The organism is Halobaculum sp. CBA1158, assembly GCF_021431925.1.
In the GTDB taxonomy this organism is placed as follows: domain Archaea; phylum Halobacteriota; class Halobacteria; order Halobacteriales; family Haloferacaceae; genus Halobaculum.
Window position 1 is genome coordinate 1,340,911 of the sequence record NZ_CP090371.1, and the last position, 15,457, is coordinate 1,356,367.

Here is a 15,457-nt window from a genome sequence, read left to right on the forward strand (position 1 = left end):
CGAGACGACCCCGACTACTCGCCCAACTCCTCGCGGAGCGCGCCCATCGAGAGGTCGCGCTCGGCGTGGGCGTTGTGCTGGTGGATCGACTCGTCGTTCGACTGCTTCATGCGGACGACCACGTCGTCGGCGAGGTGGTCGTATCGGTCGACGACCTCCTCGGCGAGCGACCGGACGCAGTCCTCGACGAACTTCGCGTCCATGTGCGCCTGATACGTCATGTGATCCTCGTCGGGGCGCTTCGCGTAGTTGTAGATGCGCCCGCTCATCGCCTCGCGGGCGGTGTCGATCACGTCCAGCAGGTCCACGTCGGGCGTGCCGTCGGCGGTGAACGTGAGCGTGGCGTGCCCGCGCTGGGAGTGACCCGGCTGGGGAACCGTCTCGAGGAACTCCTCGGCGGTCTCGTCGTCGACGCCGAGTTCGTCCAGTTTCTCGCGGGCGCGCGAGGCCGACATCCCCTGCGAACACGGACAGACGGTCATGCCGGTGACTTCAGCGCCGATCTCCTCGCGGGTGCCGTCCTCGTCGGCGACGGCGCTCGCGATCACCGTCGAAGTGGCCTGCGTCTCCCTGCCGGATGCGGGCGTCTGCTCGCGGGTGACCAACTCGGCGGTCATCTCGACCTCCGCGGTCGACGTGTAGTCGTGTTTCGCCAGCAGGCGTTCGGCGGCGTCGCCGCAGACGTCCTCGATGCGGTACGCCTCCTCGCTGGTGGCCGCCTCGAGCACCTCGTCGATGACCTCCATGTTCCGGCTCATGTCGATCCCCTTGCGCTCCCCGGGGAGGTCCACGAACACCTCGAACTCGGCCATGAACACCCAGGGACGGTCGCCGCCGCGGTCGATCGTGACGAGCTTCTCGACGCCGGTGACGCCGACCTGACTCAAGCCGACGGAGACGTCCGGTCGCGAGGCCTGCACGTCCGGCAACTGGTGACTCATTGAGTGAATACTCCCAAGGGTCGACGCTGATTAGTGGTTTCGAAACCTGAAGCCGCTACCTCGGCCGGCATTCGGGGACTACGGCCGGGAACTGGGTCGCCCGCGACGGCACGCCGTGACGGTCGCCGAGGACGACGCGTGCGGGACGGCCGCAGGCGACGACGCGTGCGGGACAGTCGCAGGCGACGACGCGTGCGGGACAGTCGCGGGGGCGGACGCGCGAGACGGCGAACGCGAGCGACGGCCCCTCAGGGCCAGTCGTCGCGCTCCTCTTCGGCGAACGGGTCGGCCTCCTCGTCGGGATCGGTCGTCGCCCAGTCGGCCGCCTCGGCCGCCTGTTCCAGAGGGAGGAACTCCCAGCCGGTCTCTTCGGCGACCGCGCGGTCGTCGTCGGTGATCCCGACGAACACGTGGCGGTCGGTGTCGAACTGCCGCTTGACGTTCTCCAGCGACTCGACCACGCCGCGAGGACCCGAGAAGAAGTCCTGGCGGACGCGGTGCTTCCTGGTGAAGTTGGTGACGACGTACGTGGGTTTCTCGGAGACCACGCCGACGTACTCGGTCCACCCGCGCGCGTCGTTAAACACGGCGTTCGGGTCCGCCAGCGACTTGAGTGCGTCCAACTCGAAGGCGAGCGTCATGTCGGTCGAGCCGCCGCCGTTCATACCCGCACTCGGAGAGAGCCGCCGAAAACGGTGTCGGTCCGCCGGCCCGAAATCGGTCGCCGGTAGCGTCGCGGGCTCCGGTGTGGTCCCCGGCGAGTCGCAGCCCCCTGTGTCGCCGCGGGGGAGTCGCGGCCGGCGGTGTCGTCGCCCGCGAGTCGTGCCGCTCAGACATCGGACTGCTCGGACATCGGACTGCTCGGACACCGGACTGCTCGGACACCGGACCACTCGGAGTCCGGACTACTCCGCGGTCGCGCCCTCGAGTTCGAGGTCGTCCACGGAGAACTCCTCGGCCATGAGGAGGTCCTTCTGCCCGCTCACGTCGACCTGCTCGCGCATGAGCTGTTTGTAGGCCGACTGCGGCGCGAGGTTTCCGATGAGGACGCCGCCGACGATCTTGCCGTCCTTCAGCGCGAGGCGACGCCACTCGTCGTCGCCGAACGTGCGCATGACCTCGTCGTCGCCCAGCGTCGGATGACCGAACGAGAGGAACGGGAAGTCGAAGTGCGTGATCGAGTAGGAGGACACCCAGCGGAACTCCTCGGAGCCGTACTCGAGCATGTTCTTGGCGGCGACGGTGCCCTGCTCTTTCGCGCTGCCCCACGCGCCGTTTTGGGCCTGCTCGCCGAGGATCACGTCGTAAAAGCGGGTGATGTCGCCGGCGGCGAACACGTCCTCGTCGGTCGTCTGCATGAACTCGTCGACGACGATTCCGTCGTCCGTCTCGACGGGCGTGTCCTCGACCAGTTCGGTGTTGAGGTTCAGGCCGATGGCGACGCCCGCGAAGTCGGCCTCGTACCGGTCGCCGTTGGGGTCGATCGCGGCCGTCACGTGACCCGAGTCGTCCGTCTCGAAGTGGTCGACGCCCGACTGGAACACGGGCTCGACGCCGCGCTCGCGCATCGCCTCGTGCATGATCTCCGCGCCCTCCTCGTCGAGCGCGTAGCGCCACCAGGAGTCGCCGCGCATCAGGTACTTGCCCTCGATGTCCTGTGCGCCGCAGATGGCCGCCAGGTCGATGCCGAGCAGTCCCGCCCCGACGATGACGGCGTCGTCGGCCGCCTCGGCGGACTCGCGGATCCGCCGGGCGTCCTGGAACGTCCAGAAGTGATGGACGCCCTCGGCGTCGCTGCCCTCGACGGGGAGCTGTTGGGGCGTGCCACCGACCGCGAGGAGCAGCTTGTCGTACTCGAGCACGTCCCCCTCGTGGGTTTCGACCTCGTGGTCGTCGGTCCGGATGTCCGTGACGAGCGTGTTCAACTCGAGGTCGATGTCGCGCTCGGCGTACCAGTCCTCCTCGTGGATGGAGATGGGAGCCTCGGGGAGCTTCCCCTTCGCGAACTCCTTGATGAGGATGCGATTGTACAGGGCCTCCCCCTCGTCCGTGATGACCGTGATATCGGCGTCGGGTGACTCCTCCCGGAGGGTCTCGGCGGCGGAACTGCCGGCGATCCCGTCACCGATGATGACGAACGACTCGCTCATACCGGCGATTCGGATTCGGGGTTAATGTGGGTTGCTATCGACGTGAGGATTCACGAGAGTCCGTACCAATGGTGATTCACCGGACCCTCCGGACTGAACGGACTCCCCCAGCCGCCGGGTGACCGACCGATCGGCGCTCGGTCTCCTGTCCAGTCGCGGGTTCACACGCCGATCCGGCGCACATTCAAGGATGTCCACCCCCAACACGTGTGTATGAAGCTCCGCCAGAACGTCCGCCATTGGGCCGCAAAGCGCGCGCTCACCACGCCGGTCGTCGGCGACTACGTCAACGACAGGCTCGTCGACATGCACACCGACATCTTCCTGAACAAGGCCGACGAGGACCGTCGCGAGGAGCGGCGCGCACACCTCGACGACTTCTTCGACGCGACGATGGAGACCTACGTCGCGGCGCTCGAGGCGGGCTATCCCGAGGCGGAGGCCCGCGAGATCACCCACGTCCAGGCCAACTTCGACTTCTTCACCCACGGCTGGGCGGAGATGATGGAGATCCCCGCCGACGAACTGGAGGAGCACTACCGCCGGTACGAGGAGTTCTTCACGCGCTACGGGATCACGATCGACGACCCCCTCGGAGAGTTCCGGCCCGTCGACGGCGTCGCCGACGCGCCCAGGACGCCCGAGCGCATGGAAGCGGGCGAGTTCGAGAACGCCGTGGCCGGCTTCGCCGACGACGCGTACGTCGAAGGCGAACACGGCGAGATGCACGTCGGCGGTCGCGACGAGCCCGATGACGTGGACGTGACCGCCGCACCGGGCGTCGACGACCTCGACGAGGAAGCACGGGCGGACTGACGGGTCACGGCCGGACCGGCGAACCACCGACGGACTCACGAACCGGGACCCGACCGACGAACCGCCGGCGGAGTGATTCCCGCGGCGTCTCACCTTCGAGAATCGGCGGGGTGCGTTCAAGTGGCGCGTCCGTACAGCCGGAGGTATGCCCATCGCCACGCTCTACCGTCTCGCGGGGACCGGGTTCACCCTCGCGACGTTTCCCGGACTCGTGGTCGCCACCTCGCTTCAGGCCGCCGCCGCCGACCGGTGTGCTGTGCCGCCGGGTCGGGCCGGTATCGAGATCGGGTCCGGCTCCGATTCCGATTCCGGACGCGGCTCCGGCGACGCCGGTCCGGTCACCGGTCGTCAGGGTACGGACGGCGGGCCCGCCGGGGAGGGGAGTCGGTCCGCGGCGCGAACCGACGGCGGGGTCGCGTTTCGACGACCGGGTCCTCCGAGCGTGTCGGCGACCGCCGCGGCCGACTACCGGCGCGCCCCGACGTACACGAGCGTGCTGGCGGCCACGGCGCTCCCGCCCGTCGCGGCTCTCCTGATCGCGACGGCGCTGTTCGCGGCGTCGATGCTCGCCGTCGAGTTCTGGACGCTCGCCTGGTGGATGCTCTCGTGGCTCGGCTTCGCTGTGGCGGCGCACGCGACCCCCGAACCCGCGGCCTCACGCGCGTTGTGGGATCGGTCGAAGGAAACTGACAGTCGCCTCGGAGGGGTCGGTCGGCCGATAGCGGGCGTCGGTCGGTTGCTCTCGGCGTCGTCGGTCGTTCGCGCCGACGCGCTGGTGGCCGCCGCCCTGTACTACCTCGTGGCTGCGGCGCTGTTTTCGGGCTCACCCCAGTTGGTTCCGGTCGCGCCGGCGCTGGGGTGACCGCCGCGCGGCCGACGAACCGCGCCGGCGACGACCGCCTCGGTCGCCGCTTCGATGCGACCGCGCCCGCGACGGCGCAGCGACGACTACTCCTGCCAGTCGGGGTCCGTCCGGGGCGGGCTGAACACGTCGACTCCCTCGACGGGAACGTCGCCGCGGTTCTCGGCCCCGTGGACCTCATCGCCCGCGAGCACGTAGGAGTCGCCCGGGCCGCAGACCACCTCTTCTCCGTCCTCCAGCACGAAGGTGAGCGTGCCGGCGGTGACGTACCCCGCCTGCTCGTGCGGGTGGTCGTGCTTCGGCACCGTCGCCCCCGGCTCGATGTAGAAGTGCTGGACACTCATCTCCTCGCCGGCGGCGAGCTGTCCCAGGTGGACGCCCTCGACCGCCTCCGTGTCGTCGGCTGACTCGTGTGTCACACGGTCCATACTCCACCGGGCGCTCGCCCGAGCCTTAACTCCGCGGGGCGGAACGAAAGACGAGGGGGACAGCGACGGGAGGCGGACAGCTGTTGACGACAGATGTTGACGGCCGCGAGTCAGGAACGTTCAACTGCCGAGCCGCACAACTGCGGGTCATGTACGCGGTCGTCGGCTGTCGCTCCTGTGGCACCTACTGGCTCCTCTCGGACCCGGACGCCCAGGAAACGGCCACCTGCCCCCGGTGTGACTCGCGCCATCCCACGAAGCGGCTGCACCGGTTCTACGAGTCCGAGGACCGCGCCGCCGCGGCCGAGGCGCGCGCGAAGCTACTCGCAGACAAGGCGGGGGAGTCGGCGGCGTTCGAGCGCGCGGGCACGGTCGCGGAACTGGAACGGGAGGTCGAGGCGTTCGAGGGGGCGGTGAGCGACCGCGAGTACCTCGAGCGCGCGGGCGTCGATGCCGACGCCGTCGAGGCCGCCGGCGACGAGAGCGGGGGAAGGTCGCGCTCGCGCGAGGAGACGGTCCGCGACGCCCTGCGCGAGGGACACGTAACCGAGGAGGCCATCGTCGCGTACGCGACCGACCACGGCGTTCCCGCCGACGCCGCACGCGACCTCCTCGACCGCCTGACGCGGCGGGGTGAGGCGACCGAATCCCGCGGCGAGTATCGCCTGCTGTAACCGCGACCGAGCGTTTATATCCGGACGCGAACCAGCCCCCGTATGTCGATGTTCGCGGGAACGGCGTTCCTCGTCGGCGCGGTCGGCGGGCCGCTGCAGGCCGGGACGGTCGGCGGCGCGGAGGGTGCCCCGCCGTACGCGGCGCTGCTGTTCCTCGCGACGTTCGTCTCGCTGGTGGGAGTGTTCCTGACGCTGCACGGCGCGGCGGCGTACGCGCTGCTCGTGTGGGAGTGGACCGTCGGCGTCGCCGCGTGGGTGCACCTCCACCCGGCGGTCGGTGCGTTCCTGTTCGCCGCCGGCGCGGTTCAAGCGCCGATGGCTGCGCACCTCTGGGGGGACCCGCTGCGCCTCCGCCGGCGGAGTTGGTGGGCCGTGCAGTCGCTCGCGGCGGCGTTGGACGAGCGCTAGCGACCGTGCCGGCGACGGGGTGACGGTGACGGACGACCGGGGACGCGTCCGCGACGGCGGCGAGAGCGCGCCCGCGACCCCCTCGGAAAACGCGTCCCCGACGCGACTACCGCCCGAGGTCCGCGTGCGCCGAGGAGAGATTCCTGGACGCGAGCGCCGACAGCAGGGAGAGCTCTCCGGCGAGGGCCGCGACCGCGACGGCCTCCGCGAGCGCGTCGCCGTTGCTGCCGGCGGGGTCGCCGCCGCCGCGGATCCCGAGTACGTCGAGCGCCTCCGACTGCGTGGGGAGCTTCGTGCCGCCGCCGACGGTTCCGACCTCCAGGGAGGCGATGGTGACCGAGACGTAGAGGTCCCCCTCGTCGTCGACCTCGGCGGTCGTGATGGCGTTCGCGCCCTCGACGACCTGCGCGGCGTCCTGGCCGGTCGCGAGGAACATCGCGGCCACGGAGTTCGCGACGTGGGCGTTGAACCCCAGACTCCCGGCCTTGGCGGAGCCGACGAGGTTCTTGCGCGTGTTCACCTCCGCGACCGCCTCGGGCGTCGTCTTCAGCGTCTCCCGGACGGTGTCGCGGGGAATCGTCACGTCGGCGGCGACGGTCCGGCCGCGTCCCTCGACGGCGTTGATCGCGGCGGGCTTCTTGTCGGTGCAGAGGTTCCCCGACAGCGCGACCAGCGATGCCGTCGTCTCGGCTTCGATCACGTCGCAGGCCTCCTCGGTGGCGATGGTGGCCATGTTCATACCCATCGCGTCCTTCGTGTCGTAGGCGAACCGGACGAACACGGTGTTGCCGACGACGTACGGCGTCGCCTCCTTCAGTTCGCCGTGGCTGGTCGTCGACTCGGCGGCCTCCCGGAGGGCCTCGGTGTTCTCCCGGACCCACGCGGAGAGCGCCTCGGCCTCGGCCACGTCGGCGACGCGGAAGGCGGGCGCGCGAGTCATCCGGTTCTTGAGGACGCGCGCGCCGGCACCGCCCGCCGTGTTCAGGGCCGCACAGCCGCGGTTCACCGACGCGAGGAGCGCGCCCTCTGTCGTCGCCATCGGGAGGTAGCGCTCGCCGGCGATCGCGCCGCCGTCGATCTCGACGGGGCCGACGACCCCGAGCGGGATCTGGATCGCCCCGAGCATGTTCTCGATGTTGGCGTCGGCGTCGGCGGCGTCGAAGGCGTACTCGCCGCTGGTGGAGAGGTCGGCTCCGGAGTGGTCCTCGACGAGCAGGCGTCGCGCCGCGGCGGCGGTGTCGGCGTCGGCGTGTTCCTCCAACTCGTACAGGCGGAGGTCGCCGTCGCGGACGCGCTCGGCGAGCGCCTCGGCGTCGGTGTCGGTCATGGGTATGGGTAATCCCGGCGGGCGCTAAGTGGTGTCGGTTCTGGTGATTGGAGTCCGATGGTGATCGTTTCCGAGTGACCGAGGCGACCAGTTTCGCTATCGCGGGGTCACAGTTCCCGAAAGCCCCCGCGGCCCCTTTCATTCCCACCCATGGCCCGGACGGGCCGAGCATCGAAGTCGTCTGTTCGGTGTGCACGAACTGCGGTCGTTCACGAGAGCACAGCTCTCGTGAGTTCACGAGACGCGCCGCGTCTCGTGAACGGCGCGCGCCGGCCGGCCTTAGTGCCGGCCGGACGCGCGCGAGGGGCGAGCGAGGGCGAAGCCCGAGCGAGCCGGTTGGGGAGGACGAGGTGCGGTGCGGTCGCGGCGGGCGGGACTGAAAGGGGCCGGCGCTATCGACGAAGCCCGACGAAGTAAGCACCGCAGGCGAGCGACCGGAGGGAGCAAGCCGAGGAGCACAGCGAGTCGCGCGAGTCGATAGCGCCGGGGGCTTTCGCGGTCGACACCACGGTCGACATCAAAAAGGACAGAACTGACCCCGAACCCTCCGACCGCGCGAACACCCACCACAACCGATCGTTCCCGAACCGTTACCACCCCACCGACCACAACCCAGGATAATGACCGAACCCGCCGACCTCGTCGTCGTGAACGCCGAGGTGCACACGCTCGCCGACCCCGACGAGACCTACGACGCGTTCGCCGTCCGCGACGGCCGGATCGTCCGCCTCGGCACCACCTACGACGTGGAGTTCCTCGCCGGCGCAGACACCGAGACGATCGACGCCGACGGCCGCGTCGCGATACCCGGACTGATCGACGCCCACACCCACCTGCTTAACGCGGGCCGCTCGCTGGTCCACGCCGACCTCTCGGCGGCCGAGTCCCCGAGCGACGCGATCGATCTCCTCCGCGAGCGCGCCGCCGAGATCGAGGGGGACGAGTGGGTGCTCGGATTCGGCTACGACGAGTCGACGTGGGACGAGTCCCGCTACCTCACCCGCGAGGACCTCCACGAGGTCTCCGAGTCGGCCCCGGTCGTCGCCTTCCGCGAGGACATGCACGTCGCTGCGGTCAACGGCGCGGTCCTCGACCGTCTCGGCGACGAGATGCCCGACGACGACGTGCGCACCGAGGCAGGCGAGCCGACCGGCGTGATCGTCGAGGAGGCGGTCGACCCCGTCTACGAGGCGATCGAACCCGACGCCGAGGAGGCCGAGGAACTGATCCGCGCGGCGCAGGCGACCGCCAACGAACGGGGCGTCACGATGGTCCACGACATGGTGCGTCGGTCGAGGGCCCCGCAGGTGTATCGCGACCTCGATCTGGCGGACGAACTCACGCTGCGCGTGCGGATCAACTACTGGGCGGACCACCTCGACTCGCTGATCGACGCCGGGTTGCGCACGAACCACGGCAGCGACATGGTGCGGACGGGGGCGGTGAAGTCCTACACCGACGGCACGTTCGGCGGCCGGACCGCGAGGCTCCACGAGCCGTACGCCGACGACGCTGACGAGACCGGAACGTGGGTGCTCGATCCCGACGGGATCCGCGAACTCGTGGCCCGCGCCGACGACCACGGCTTCCAGGTGACGCTGCACGCCATCGGCGACGCCGCGATCGACGCGGTGCTCGACGCCTACGAAGACACGGACGCGCCCGGCGACTCCAGACACAGGATCGAACACGTCGAACTCGCGAGCGACGAGGCGATCGACCGGATGGCCGATCTGGGCGTCGTCGCCTCCATGCAGCCCAACTTCCACAAGTGGGGGTTCGAGGGCGGCCTCTACGACGCCCGGCTGGGAGAGCGACGGACCGACGCGAACCGCCTCCCTTCGTACCTCGAGGCGGGTGCGCCGCTGGCGTTCGGCAGCGACTGCATGCCGCTGGATCCGCTGCTCGGGGTTCACTACGCCGTGAACGCGCCCAGCGACGGACAGTCGGTCGGCGTCACCGAGGCACTCAGAGCGTACACCGCGGGCGCGGCGTACGCCGGCTTCGACGAGGACCGACTCGGCACCATCGAACCGGGCAAGCGCGCGGACTTCGTCCTGCTCGAGGAGTCGCCCTGGGACCGCCCCGATCGGATCGACGAGATCGGGGTGGCCCTGACCGCCGTCGACGGCGACGTTGCCTACGACGCCCGATAGCCTTCTCCTCTCCGTTCGCCGACTCTCTCTCAGTCCCGACGTTCCACGTCGAGGAGGTCGAGCGTCTCGTCGACCGTCACCGAGAGCGCGTCGCCGTCGCAGGGAAGGTCGAGCCGGACGCGCAGCGGGTCCTCGCTCACGACCGTCGTGTACACGTCGCTGACGGTCCACGGGTGCGTCCAGAACGGCTCGGTCGTGAGGTCGATCCCACGCTCGGAGAAGAACGTGAGGACGGGCGCTGTGTCGAGGAGGTTCACCCCGACCGCGCTCGTGAGCCGGTTGTCGCACCGACCGCAGACGTGTCGGACCGCGACCTCCTGGTCGGGCACGGCGGTGTCGGCCTCCACGGTCGTCTCCATGCGACCCATGCACTCCGGACAGACGCCGTCGGCCGCGAGACAGTAGTGGTGGCGAACGTGGTGGTGGAACGCGTCGAGGAACTCCTCGGGGGTTCGGTCGGCGAGCCCGCCCGGCGGGAACGAGTAGTTGAGCGGCGTGCGCCCGCACTCTGTGCAGGCGATCGTGAGCAACTCGTTCGCGTACGTCGCCTCCAGGTCGCCGCCGCACTCGTAGCAGTCGCCGGGCGCGTCGACCGGCCCGACCTCGCTGCGGCCGGTGAACGTCCCCGCGAACACCGAGCGAACGACCTTCCAGCCGGGCGTGCGGAACTCGTACCCCTCGACGCAGTCGTCGGTCCCGGCGGCGTCGACGGTGGGGCCGTCGCCCTCCGCGTCGGTTCCGTCGTCGCCCTCGCCGCACTCGACCTTCCGGACGAAGTGGTCGAGCAGCTGCTTCAGGTGGTAGTTGAAGTGCGCGCTGTCGTCCAGATCGGTGCGGTCGTACAGCTCCGAGAACGCGATCGGGCGGTCGTCGTCGCGCTCGATCGTCGCCTCGTGCAGCGACTGGAGGATGTCGATGCGGGTCTCGTTGCCGAGGAGGGCGAACGCCTCCGCCGGATCGAGGTCCGCCTCCCCCGCGTGGTCGACGGCCTCCTCCGCGGATCTGCTCATGTTCGGCGTCTCGTGATAGACGTGTATAGTCGTTTGGTCGCGCGACCCGGTCGCCCGGTCACTCCACGCGACGCATCAGCCGCCGTCTCCTGACGGCGAACCCCTCGCGCTCGTACAGCGCGCGGGCGGCGTCGTTGCCCGCGGCGACCGATATCGACGCCGTCTCACACCCCCACTCGCGGGCGCGCTCAGTACAGGCCTCGAGCAGCTCGGTTGCGATTCCCTCCCTCCGGCGCGCCTCGACGACGTACAGTTCCGAGACGTGACAGTTCGGGCCGCGGTCGAAGACCGGCGGCGGCTCCTCGCGCTTCGCGGACGCGAACCCCGCGAAGTCGCCGTCGGACGCGACCGCGAGGCGGTCTGCGGCGTCGTCGTCCGAGAGACGCTCCTCGCGGTGGGAGACGCCCGGCTCGCGGACGTCGTTGGCGAGCGGATAGAACGGCTCGTCGGCGGCGGCCTCGCGCTGGAACGGGATCCACAGTTCGTCGACGAACGCGTCGACCTCCTCGCGAGTGAGCGAGCGGATCTGCACGTCCTCACCTTCGACGGCCGTCACTTGACGGTTCGGCTCCCGCGTGAGTCGGTCACTCGAGGGAGAAACGGACGGCCTCGTCGTCGCCGTCGACGCGCGCGCCCGCCTGCTCGGCGAACGCGTCGCGGAGGCGCTCCCAGGTGTCGTCGAGCGCTTCGACGATCACCTTCGTCTCGGATATCACCGCCATGAAGTTCGTGTCGCCCTCCCACCGGGGGACGACGTGCGTGTGGACGTGGTCGTCGATGGAGCCGCCGGCGGCCGACCCGCCGAGGTTCATCCCCGTGTTGACTCCGTCCGGTCCCAGAGACGCCGAAAGCGCCCGTATCGTTCGCTGCTTCAGCCGCGCGTGCTCCAGCAGCGCCCGCTCGTCGAGCGCCGTGAACTCTCCCTCGTGCACGCGCGGGATGACCATTGCGTGCCCGGGGTTGTACGGGTAGTTGTTGAGGAGGACGAACGCGCGGTCGCTGCGCGCGACGATCCGCGACTCGCGGTCGTCCTCGCGTTCGGGCAGCACGCAGAAGGGGCAGCCGTCGATCGCGTCGTCCTCGTCCTCGCGCTCGACCCACTCGATCCGCCACGGCGCGAACACCTGCTCCATACGCAGTTCTCGGCGGCATATCTCTTGAAGCCCCTGTTGTTCGGGAGTGACGGTGGGGCTCGCGACGGATCCTGCGAGCGAATTCGACCGGGAACCGACGACACAAACAGTTATCACTCGTGTGCTAGCTTTATCGCTCTCACCGTCGTAGCCGCGACCGCATGGCGACCCACCCCTCCGGCCCCGAGCGCGTCACCGAGTCGTGTGTCGACTGCGGCGGGGAGACGACCCACGACGTGCGCGTGGAGATCCGCACAGAGAGTCGAACGGAGGAGAACGCCGAGTTCTCGCGCGAGCCGTACCGCATCACGACCTGCGACGAGTGCGGCACGGAGACGGCGACGCGGATGAACAACGCCTGACCCGACTCGACGGACGGACACGGACGGACGCGACCGATCACCCCGCATACGGTCCCGGACCCCGGGATTCACGCGGATGCGACCGGCGAGTCCCGGCTACGAGTACAGCCCGGCGGTCGTCGCCTCGACGCCGTCCTCGGTGACGACGAGGGTGTGTTCGGCCTGGCTGACGAGTTCGCCGTCGGCCTCCTTCAACACGGGGTAGCCCTTCACCACGTCCTGGCGGACGAGTCGCCGCAGCGCCATCTCGTCGCGCGAGGAGTCGAGCCACCGCCCGGCGAAGGGGAGGCCGTCGAACTCCCGCACCTGCTCGAGCGCCTGTCGGGCGGCGCGGTTGCGGACGGAGGCGTCCCCCGTCAGCTCGAAGATCTCCTCCTCGTTGCCCTCGCCCACCTTCCCGCGGCCGGTCGTCGCGAACGGCTCGATGGCGACCACCTGCCCCGGTTCCAACTCGACAGAGCGGTCGACGCCGCGGTTCGGCACGTTCGGGCCGGTGTGGGCGTCGAAGCGCTCGACGCCGTGGCCCGAGAGGTTGTACACCGGCGTGTAGCCGTACGCCTCGATCACGTCCTCGATCTCCGCGCCGATCTCTCCGACCGGAACGCCCGGTCCCGCGGCGTCGACGGCGGCTTCGAGCGCCTGCTCTGCGGCCTCGACCAGTTCGGTCTCGCCCGCGAGGTCGACCGTCACCGCGGCGTCGGCGATGTAGCCGTCGACGTGGACGCCGATGTCGAGACAGACCAGGTCCTCGCCGAACTCCGTGTCGTCGTCGCGCTCGGGGGTCGCGTGGCTCGCCTCCTCGTCGATCGAGACGTTCACCGGGAACGCGAGTCCGGCACCCTCCTCGCGGATGCGCTCTTCGGCGTACTCGGCGACCTCCAGGTGCGTCGCGCCCGGCTCGACCAGCTCGCGCGTCTCGCCCATCACGGTCGTCAGGATGTCGCCCGCCTCGCGGTACTTCTCCAGCACGTCGTCGTCGAGGACACTCATGGCCCGGAGTTCGACCGAGCGGGGCAAAGGGGTTGCGACTGGGTCGGACGGTCGACCGGCGACGGACCGCCACCGCGTCCGCGACTTACCGGTACCGTCGCCGTACCGTCGTCGTACCGTCGCCTCCGCCCACGCTTCCGCGGCCTTTTTGCTGGGCGCGCGGGGAGCGTCCGTATGGCTAACCAGCCCCACCTGCTCGTCGACGAGGGCGACGTTCACGAGATCGCCCTGATTCCGGGCAACCCCGACCGCGTCGATCGGATCGCCGACCACTGCGACGAGTCGGAACTCGTCGCCGAGAACCGCGAGTACCGCGTCGTCAACGCCACCTACGACGGCGTCGACCTCACGATCTGCTCGACGGGGATCGGCTGTCCCTCCGCCGCCATCGCCATCGAGGAACTCCACAACGTCGGCGTCGAGACGGTGATCCGCGTCGGCACCTGCGGGGGCCTCCAGACCGACGTGGAGATCGGCGACATGGTCGTCGCCACGGGCTCCGCCAAGGAGGAGGGAACGAGCAAGCGCTACGAGTCCGAGACGTACCCCGCGGTCCCCGACTACGACACGCTCACCGCGCTCGTCGACGCCGCGGAGGCGAACGGCGAACAGGTCCACGTCGGTCCCATCGTCTCCGACGACGCGTTCTACAACGAGTCCGACGAGTACGTCGCCGACTGGGAGGAGGCGGGGCTGCTCGCCATCGAGATGGAGGCGTCGGCCGTCTTCTCGCTGGCGCGTCGCCGCGGCATGAACGCCGGTGCCATCTGCACCGCCGACGGCAACCTCGTCGCCGGCACGCAGAAGGGGGCCGACTCCGATGAGGAACTCCCGGAGAAGGCGAGGAACAACGTCGGGCGCGCCATCGACATCGCGCTCGACGCCGTCGCGTCGCGTTGATGTCCTCCCCGCGCTGACGCGCGAGGGCTCCCCCGTCGGCGACGATTTCCCTCGTCGGCGACGATCCCCCCGTCGGCGACGATCCCGAACGTCCGAGCGCGGTTTGCGGCCTACCGCTCGCTGTCGCCGTCTTCGAGCAACTTCTCGGCGACCGCCTCGGAGTCCGAACTGCCGAGCGCCGACTCCACGATGAGGTGGCCGCCGATCGTCGCCGGCGAGATGACCGTGTTCGCGCCGGCGCGCTTGAGCTTGGTGACGTTCTCCCGATCGGTCGAGGCCGCGACGATCGACACCTCGGGGTTGAGCTGTCGCGCCGTGAGGATCGACAGGGCGTCCTCGGCGTCGTTGTTGGTCGCGGCGACGACCGCCCGCGCCTCGCGGATTCGGGCGCGTTCGAGCGGGTTCTCGTCGGAGGGGTCGGCGGTGAGGACGTTCACCTCCCGCTCGCGCAAAGCGCGGCCGACGGCCTCGTCGGGCGTGATGACGACGTAGTCGACGGCGGCGTCGTCAAGTTCTTCGAGGATCGGTTCCGTGAGCTCCCCGTAGCCGAGCACGAGGACGTGGTCTTCGAGGATGTCGAGTGAGTTCTCTGTCATGCGTCCGAGAGCTGAGGTGAGGCGGGCTTCGATCGCCGGGGTGAACAACACACCGAGTGCGACCGCGAAGCTGACGACGTTGAGCACGAGCGAGGAGATGACGAACGCCTTCCCCAGTTGGGAGGCGGGCGTCACGTCGCCGTAGCCGACCGTCGAGGCGGTGACGACGGTGAAGTACAGCGCGTCGGTCGGCGTGGACACGCTCGGGAAACCGTCGCGAAGGGCGTAGGTACCGGCCGTACCGTACGCGAGCGACCCGACGAGCGCCGCGGTCGCGGCCCACTGGGTCGCCGTGAAGTCGACCTCGCGGTCGAACGCGCCGCGGTTCACGGCGACGACGACGAGCGCGACGAGCGAGAGCACGATCAGCGGATACGACAACTCGCTGGCCTGTAGCAGTCCCTGGGCCGCCGACAGCGGGAGGAGCACGACCGCGAGGACCCACGCGCTCTGCAGGCCGCGACCGAGTCCGTACGCCGCCAGCATGAGGAGGAACCCCGTCAACGCGCCGGTGAACCCTGCGGTCTGGACGATCTCCGGAGGGACGACGTCGATGAGCGGTCCGCTGGGCGTCGTCGCGATGTTGGTGATACCGAGGAGGACGGAGACGAACGCCGCGGCGCTGGTGAGCCAGACCGCCGCGCGAGCGCCCGTTCGCTTCCGCCACCCTGCCATACCTCCCGTCAGCCGACGAGCCGTGATAA

17 protein-coding genes are annotated in these 15,457 nt (G+C 69.8%); 7 read left to right on the top strand and 10 right to left on the bottom strand.

Features of this window, described 5'->3' with window-relative positions:
* Positions 1 to 14: 14 nt before the first annotated feature.
* The 3 genes from mptA to Hbl1158_RS07105 form a co-directional block, all read right to left on the bottom strand.
* The gene (gene mptA, locus Hbl1158_RS07095; RefSeq protein WP_234299346.1) at positions 15 to 941 is read right to left on the bottom strand and encodes a GTP cyclohydrolase MptA; all 927 of its coding nucleotides are present in this window, start codon (positions 939 to 941) and stop codon (positions 15 to 17) included.
* A 248-nt stretch (positions 942 to 1,189) separates the two neighbouring features.
* Positions 1,190 to 1,606, bottom strand: coding sequence for a hypothetical protein (locus tag Hbl1158_RS07100; protein WP_234299347.1), 417 nt, complete (start codon positions 1,604 to 1,606; stop codon positions 1,190 to 1,192).
* Between the two features lie 240 nt (positions 1,607 to 1,846).
* Positions 1,847 to 3,091, bottom strand: coding sequence for an FAD-dependent oxidoreductase (locus Hbl1158_RS07105; RefSeq protein WP_234299348.1), 1,245 nt, complete (start codon positions 3,089 to 3,091; stop codon positions 1,847 to 1,849).
* Between the two features lie 213 nt (positions 3,092 to 3,304).
* On the opposite strand from Hbl1158_RS07105, the gene Hbl1158_RS07110 reads away from it, so the two are divergent.
* Together Hbl1158_RS07110 and Hbl1158_RS07115 are read left to right on the top strand one after the other, a co-directional pair.
* Positions 3,305 to 3,907, top strand: coding sequence for a DUF6149 family protein (locus Hbl1158_RS07110; RefSeq protein WP_234299349.1), 603 nt, complete (start codon positions 3,305 to 3,307; stop codon positions 3,905 to 3,907).
* Positions 3,908 to 4,052: 145 nt separating this feature from the next.
* On the top strand, positions 4,053 to 4,769 hold the full coding sequence (locus Hbl1158_RS07115) for a hypothetical protein (protein WP_234299350.1): 717 nt from the start codon (positions 4,053 to 4,055) through the stop codon (positions 4,767 to 4,769).
* Between the two features lie 86 nt (positions 4,770 to 4,855).
* On the opposite strand, the gene Hbl1158_RS07120 is transcribed toward Hbl1158_RS07115, so the two are convergent.
* On the bottom strand, positions 4,856 to 5,197 hold the full coding sequence (locus Hbl1158_RS07120; RefSeq protein ID WP_234299351.1) for a cupin domain-containing protein: 342 nt from the start codon (positions 5,195 to 5,197) through the stop codon (positions 4,856 to 4,858).
* Positions 5,198 to 5,346: 149 nt separating this feature from the next.
* Here Hbl1158_RS07120 and Hbl1158_RS07125 point away from each other — a divergent pair, with 149 nt between their 5' ends.
* The gene (locus Hbl1158_RS07125) at positions 5,347 to 5,871 is read left to right on the top strand and encodes a DUF5817 domain-containing protein (RefSeq protein WP_234299352.1); all 525 of its coding nucleotides are present in this window, start codon (positions 5,347 to 5,349) and stop codon (positions 5,869 to 5,871) included.
* Between the two features lie 42 nt (positions 5,872 to 5,913).
* A complete protein-coding gene (locus Hbl1158_RS07130) occupies positions 5,914 to 6,279 on the top strand; it encodes a hypothetical protein (protein WP_234299353.1) in 366 nt (121 codons plus the stop codon).
* A 106-nt stretch (positions 6,280 to 6,385) separates the two neighbouring features.
* On the opposite strand, the gene hmgA is transcribed toward Hbl1158_RS07130, so the two are convergent.
* Positions 6,386 to 7,606 (bottom strand): hydroxymethylglutaryl-CoA reductase (NADPH), encoded by a 1,221-nt coding sequence (hmgA, locus tag Hbl1158_RS07135; protein ID WP_234299354.1) that lies wholly within the window; start codon positions 7,604 to 7,606, stop codon positions 6,386 to 6,388.
* Positions 7,607 to 8,226: 620 nt separating this feature from the next.
* Here hmgA and Hbl1158_RS07140 point away from each other — a divergent pair.
* A complete protein-coding gene (locus Hbl1158_RS07140) occupies positions 8,227 to 9,762 on the top strand; it encodes an amidohydrolase (protein ID WP_234299355.1) in 1,536 nt (511 codons plus the stop codon).
* Positions 9,763 to 9,791: 29 nt separating this feature from the next.
* On the opposite strand, the gene Hbl1158_RS07145 is transcribed toward Hbl1158_RS07140, so the two are convergent.
* The 3 genes from Hbl1158_RS07145 to Hbl1158_RS07155 are packed head-to-tail and all read right to left on the bottom strand — an operon-like array spanning position 9,792 to position 11,905.
* Positions 9,792 to 10,772, bottom strand: coding sequence for a helix-turn-helix domain-containing protein (locus tag Hbl1158_RS07145; RefSeq protein ID WP_234299356.1), 981 nt, complete (start codon positions 10,770 to 10,772; stop codon positions 9,792 to 9,794).
* Positions 10,773 to 10,830: 58 nt separating this feature from the next.
* Complete coding sequence (locus Hbl1158_RS07150; RefSeq protein ID WP_234299357.1) at positions 10,831 to 11,304, bottom strand: GNAT family N-acetyltransferase; 474 nt, start codon at positions 11,302 to 11,304, stop codon at positions 10,831 to 10,833.
* A 52-nt stretch (positions 11,305 to 11,356) separates the two neighbouring features.
* Entirely contained in the window at positions 11,357 to 11,905 is a 549-nt protein-coding gene (locus tag Hbl1158_RS07155) for an HIT domain-containing protein (protein WP_234299358.1), read from the bottom strand.
* A 161-nt stretch (positions 11,906 to 12,066) separates the two neighbouring features.
* On the opposite strand from Hbl1158_RS07155, the gene Hbl1158_RS07160 reads away from it, so the two are divergent.
* Positions 12,067 to 12,267 carry a hypothetical protein gene (locus Hbl1158_RS07160; protein ID WP_234299359.1) on the top strand — a complete coding sequence of 67 codons (201 nt, stop codon included), beginning with the start codon at positions 12,067 to 12,069 and terminating at the stop codon, positions 12,265 to 12,267.
* Between the two features lie 96 nt (positions 12,268 to 12,363).
* Here Hbl1158_RS07160 and map read toward each other — a convergent pair whose 3' ends face one another.
* A complete protein-coding gene (map, locus tag Hbl1158_RS07165; RefSeq protein ID WP_234299360.1) occupies positions 12,364 to 13,257 on the bottom strand; it encodes a type II methionyl aminopeptidase in 894 nt (297 codons plus the stop codon).
* 174 nt (positions 13,258 to 13,431) lie between these two features.
* On the opposite strand from map, the gene Hbl1158_RS07170 reads away from it, so the two are divergent.
* Positions 13,432 to 14,157, top strand: a complete 726-nt coding sequence (locus Hbl1158_RS07170) for a nucleoside phosphorylase (protein ID WP_234299361.1) — start codon at positions 13,432 to 13,434, stop codon at positions 14,155 to 14,157.
* A gap of 110 nt (positions 14,158 to 14,267) precedes the next feature.
* Here Hbl1158_RS07170 and Hbl1158_RS07175 read toward each other — a convergent pair whose 3' ends face one another.
* Positions 14,268 to 15,428: an NAD-binding protein gene (locus Hbl1158_RS07175; RefSeq protein ID WP_234299362.1), complete on the bottom strand. Its 1,161-nt coding sequence runs from the start codon at positions 15,426 to 15,428 to the stop codon at positions 14,268 to 14,270.
* Positions 15,429 to 15,457 lie beyond the last annotated feature (29 nt).

Bases quoted from the DNA above. Each gene is read 5' to 3' on its own strand.
- mptA (WP_234299346.1), bottom strand. From the start codon at position 941: ATGAGTCACCAGTTGCCGGACGTGCAGGCCTCGCGACCGGACGTCTCC.
- Hbl1158_RS07100 (WP_234299347.1), bottom strand. From the start codon at position 1,606: ATGAACGGCGGCGGCTCGACCGACATGACGCTCGCCTTCGAGTTGGAC.
- Hbl1158_RS07105 (WP_234299348.1), bottom strand. From the start codon at position 3,091: ATGAGCGAGTCGTTCGTCATCATCGGTGACGGGATCGCCGGCAGTTCC.
- Hbl1158_RS07110 (WP_234299349.1), top strand. From the start codon at position 3,305: ATGAAGCTCCGCCAGAACGTCCGCCATTGGGCCGCAAAGCGCGCGCTC.
- Hbl1158_RS07115 (WP_234299350.1), top strand. From the start codon at position 4,053: ATGCCCATCGCCACGCTCTACCGTCTCGCGGGGACCGGGTTCACCCTC.
- Hbl1158_RS07120 (WP_234299351.1), bottom strand. From the start codon at position 5,197: ATGGACCGTGTGACACACGAGTCAGCCGACGACACGGAGGCGGTCGAG.
- Hbl1158_RS07125 (WP_234299352.1), top strand. From the start codon at position 5,347: ATGTACGCGGTCGTCGGCTGTCGCTCCTGTGGCACCTACTGGCTCCTC.
- Hbl1158_RS07130 (WP_234299353.1), top strand. From the start codon at position 5,914: ATGTCGATGTTCGCGGGAACGGCGTTCCTCGTCGGCGCGGTCGGCGGG.
- hmgA (WP_234299354.1), bottom strand. From the start codon at position 7,606: ATGACCGACACCGACGCCGAGGCGCTCGCCGAGCGCGTCCGCGACGGC.
- Hbl1158_RS07140 (WP_234299355.1), top strand. From the start codon at position 8,227: ATGACCGAACCCGCCGACCTCGTCGTCGTGAACGCCGAGGTGCACACG.
- Hbl1158_RS07145 (WP_234299356.1), bottom strand. From the start codon at position 10,772: ATGAGCAGATCCGCGGAGGAGGCCGTCGACCACGCGGGGGAGGCGGAC.
- Hbl1158_RS07155 (WP_234299358.1), bottom strand. From the start codon at position 11,905: ATGGAGCAGGTGTTCGCGCCGTGGCGGATCGAGTGGGTCGAGCGCGAG.
- Hbl1158_RS07160 (WP_234299359.1), top strand. From the start codon at position 12,067: ATGGCGACCCACCCCTCCGGCCCCGAGCGCGTCACCGAGTCGTGTGTC.
- map (WP_234299360.1), bottom strand. From the start codon at position 13,257: ATGAGTGTCCTCGACGACGACGTGCTGGAGAAGTACCGCGAGGCGGGC.
- Hbl1158_RS07170 (WP_234299361.1), top strand. From the start codon at position 13,432: ATGGCTAACCAGCCCCACCTGCTCGTCGACGAGGGCGACGTTCACGAG.
- Hbl1158_RS07175 (WP_234299362.1), bottom strand. From the start codon at position 15,428: ATGGCAGGGTGGCGGAAGCGAACGGGCGCTCGCGCGGCGGTCTGGCTC.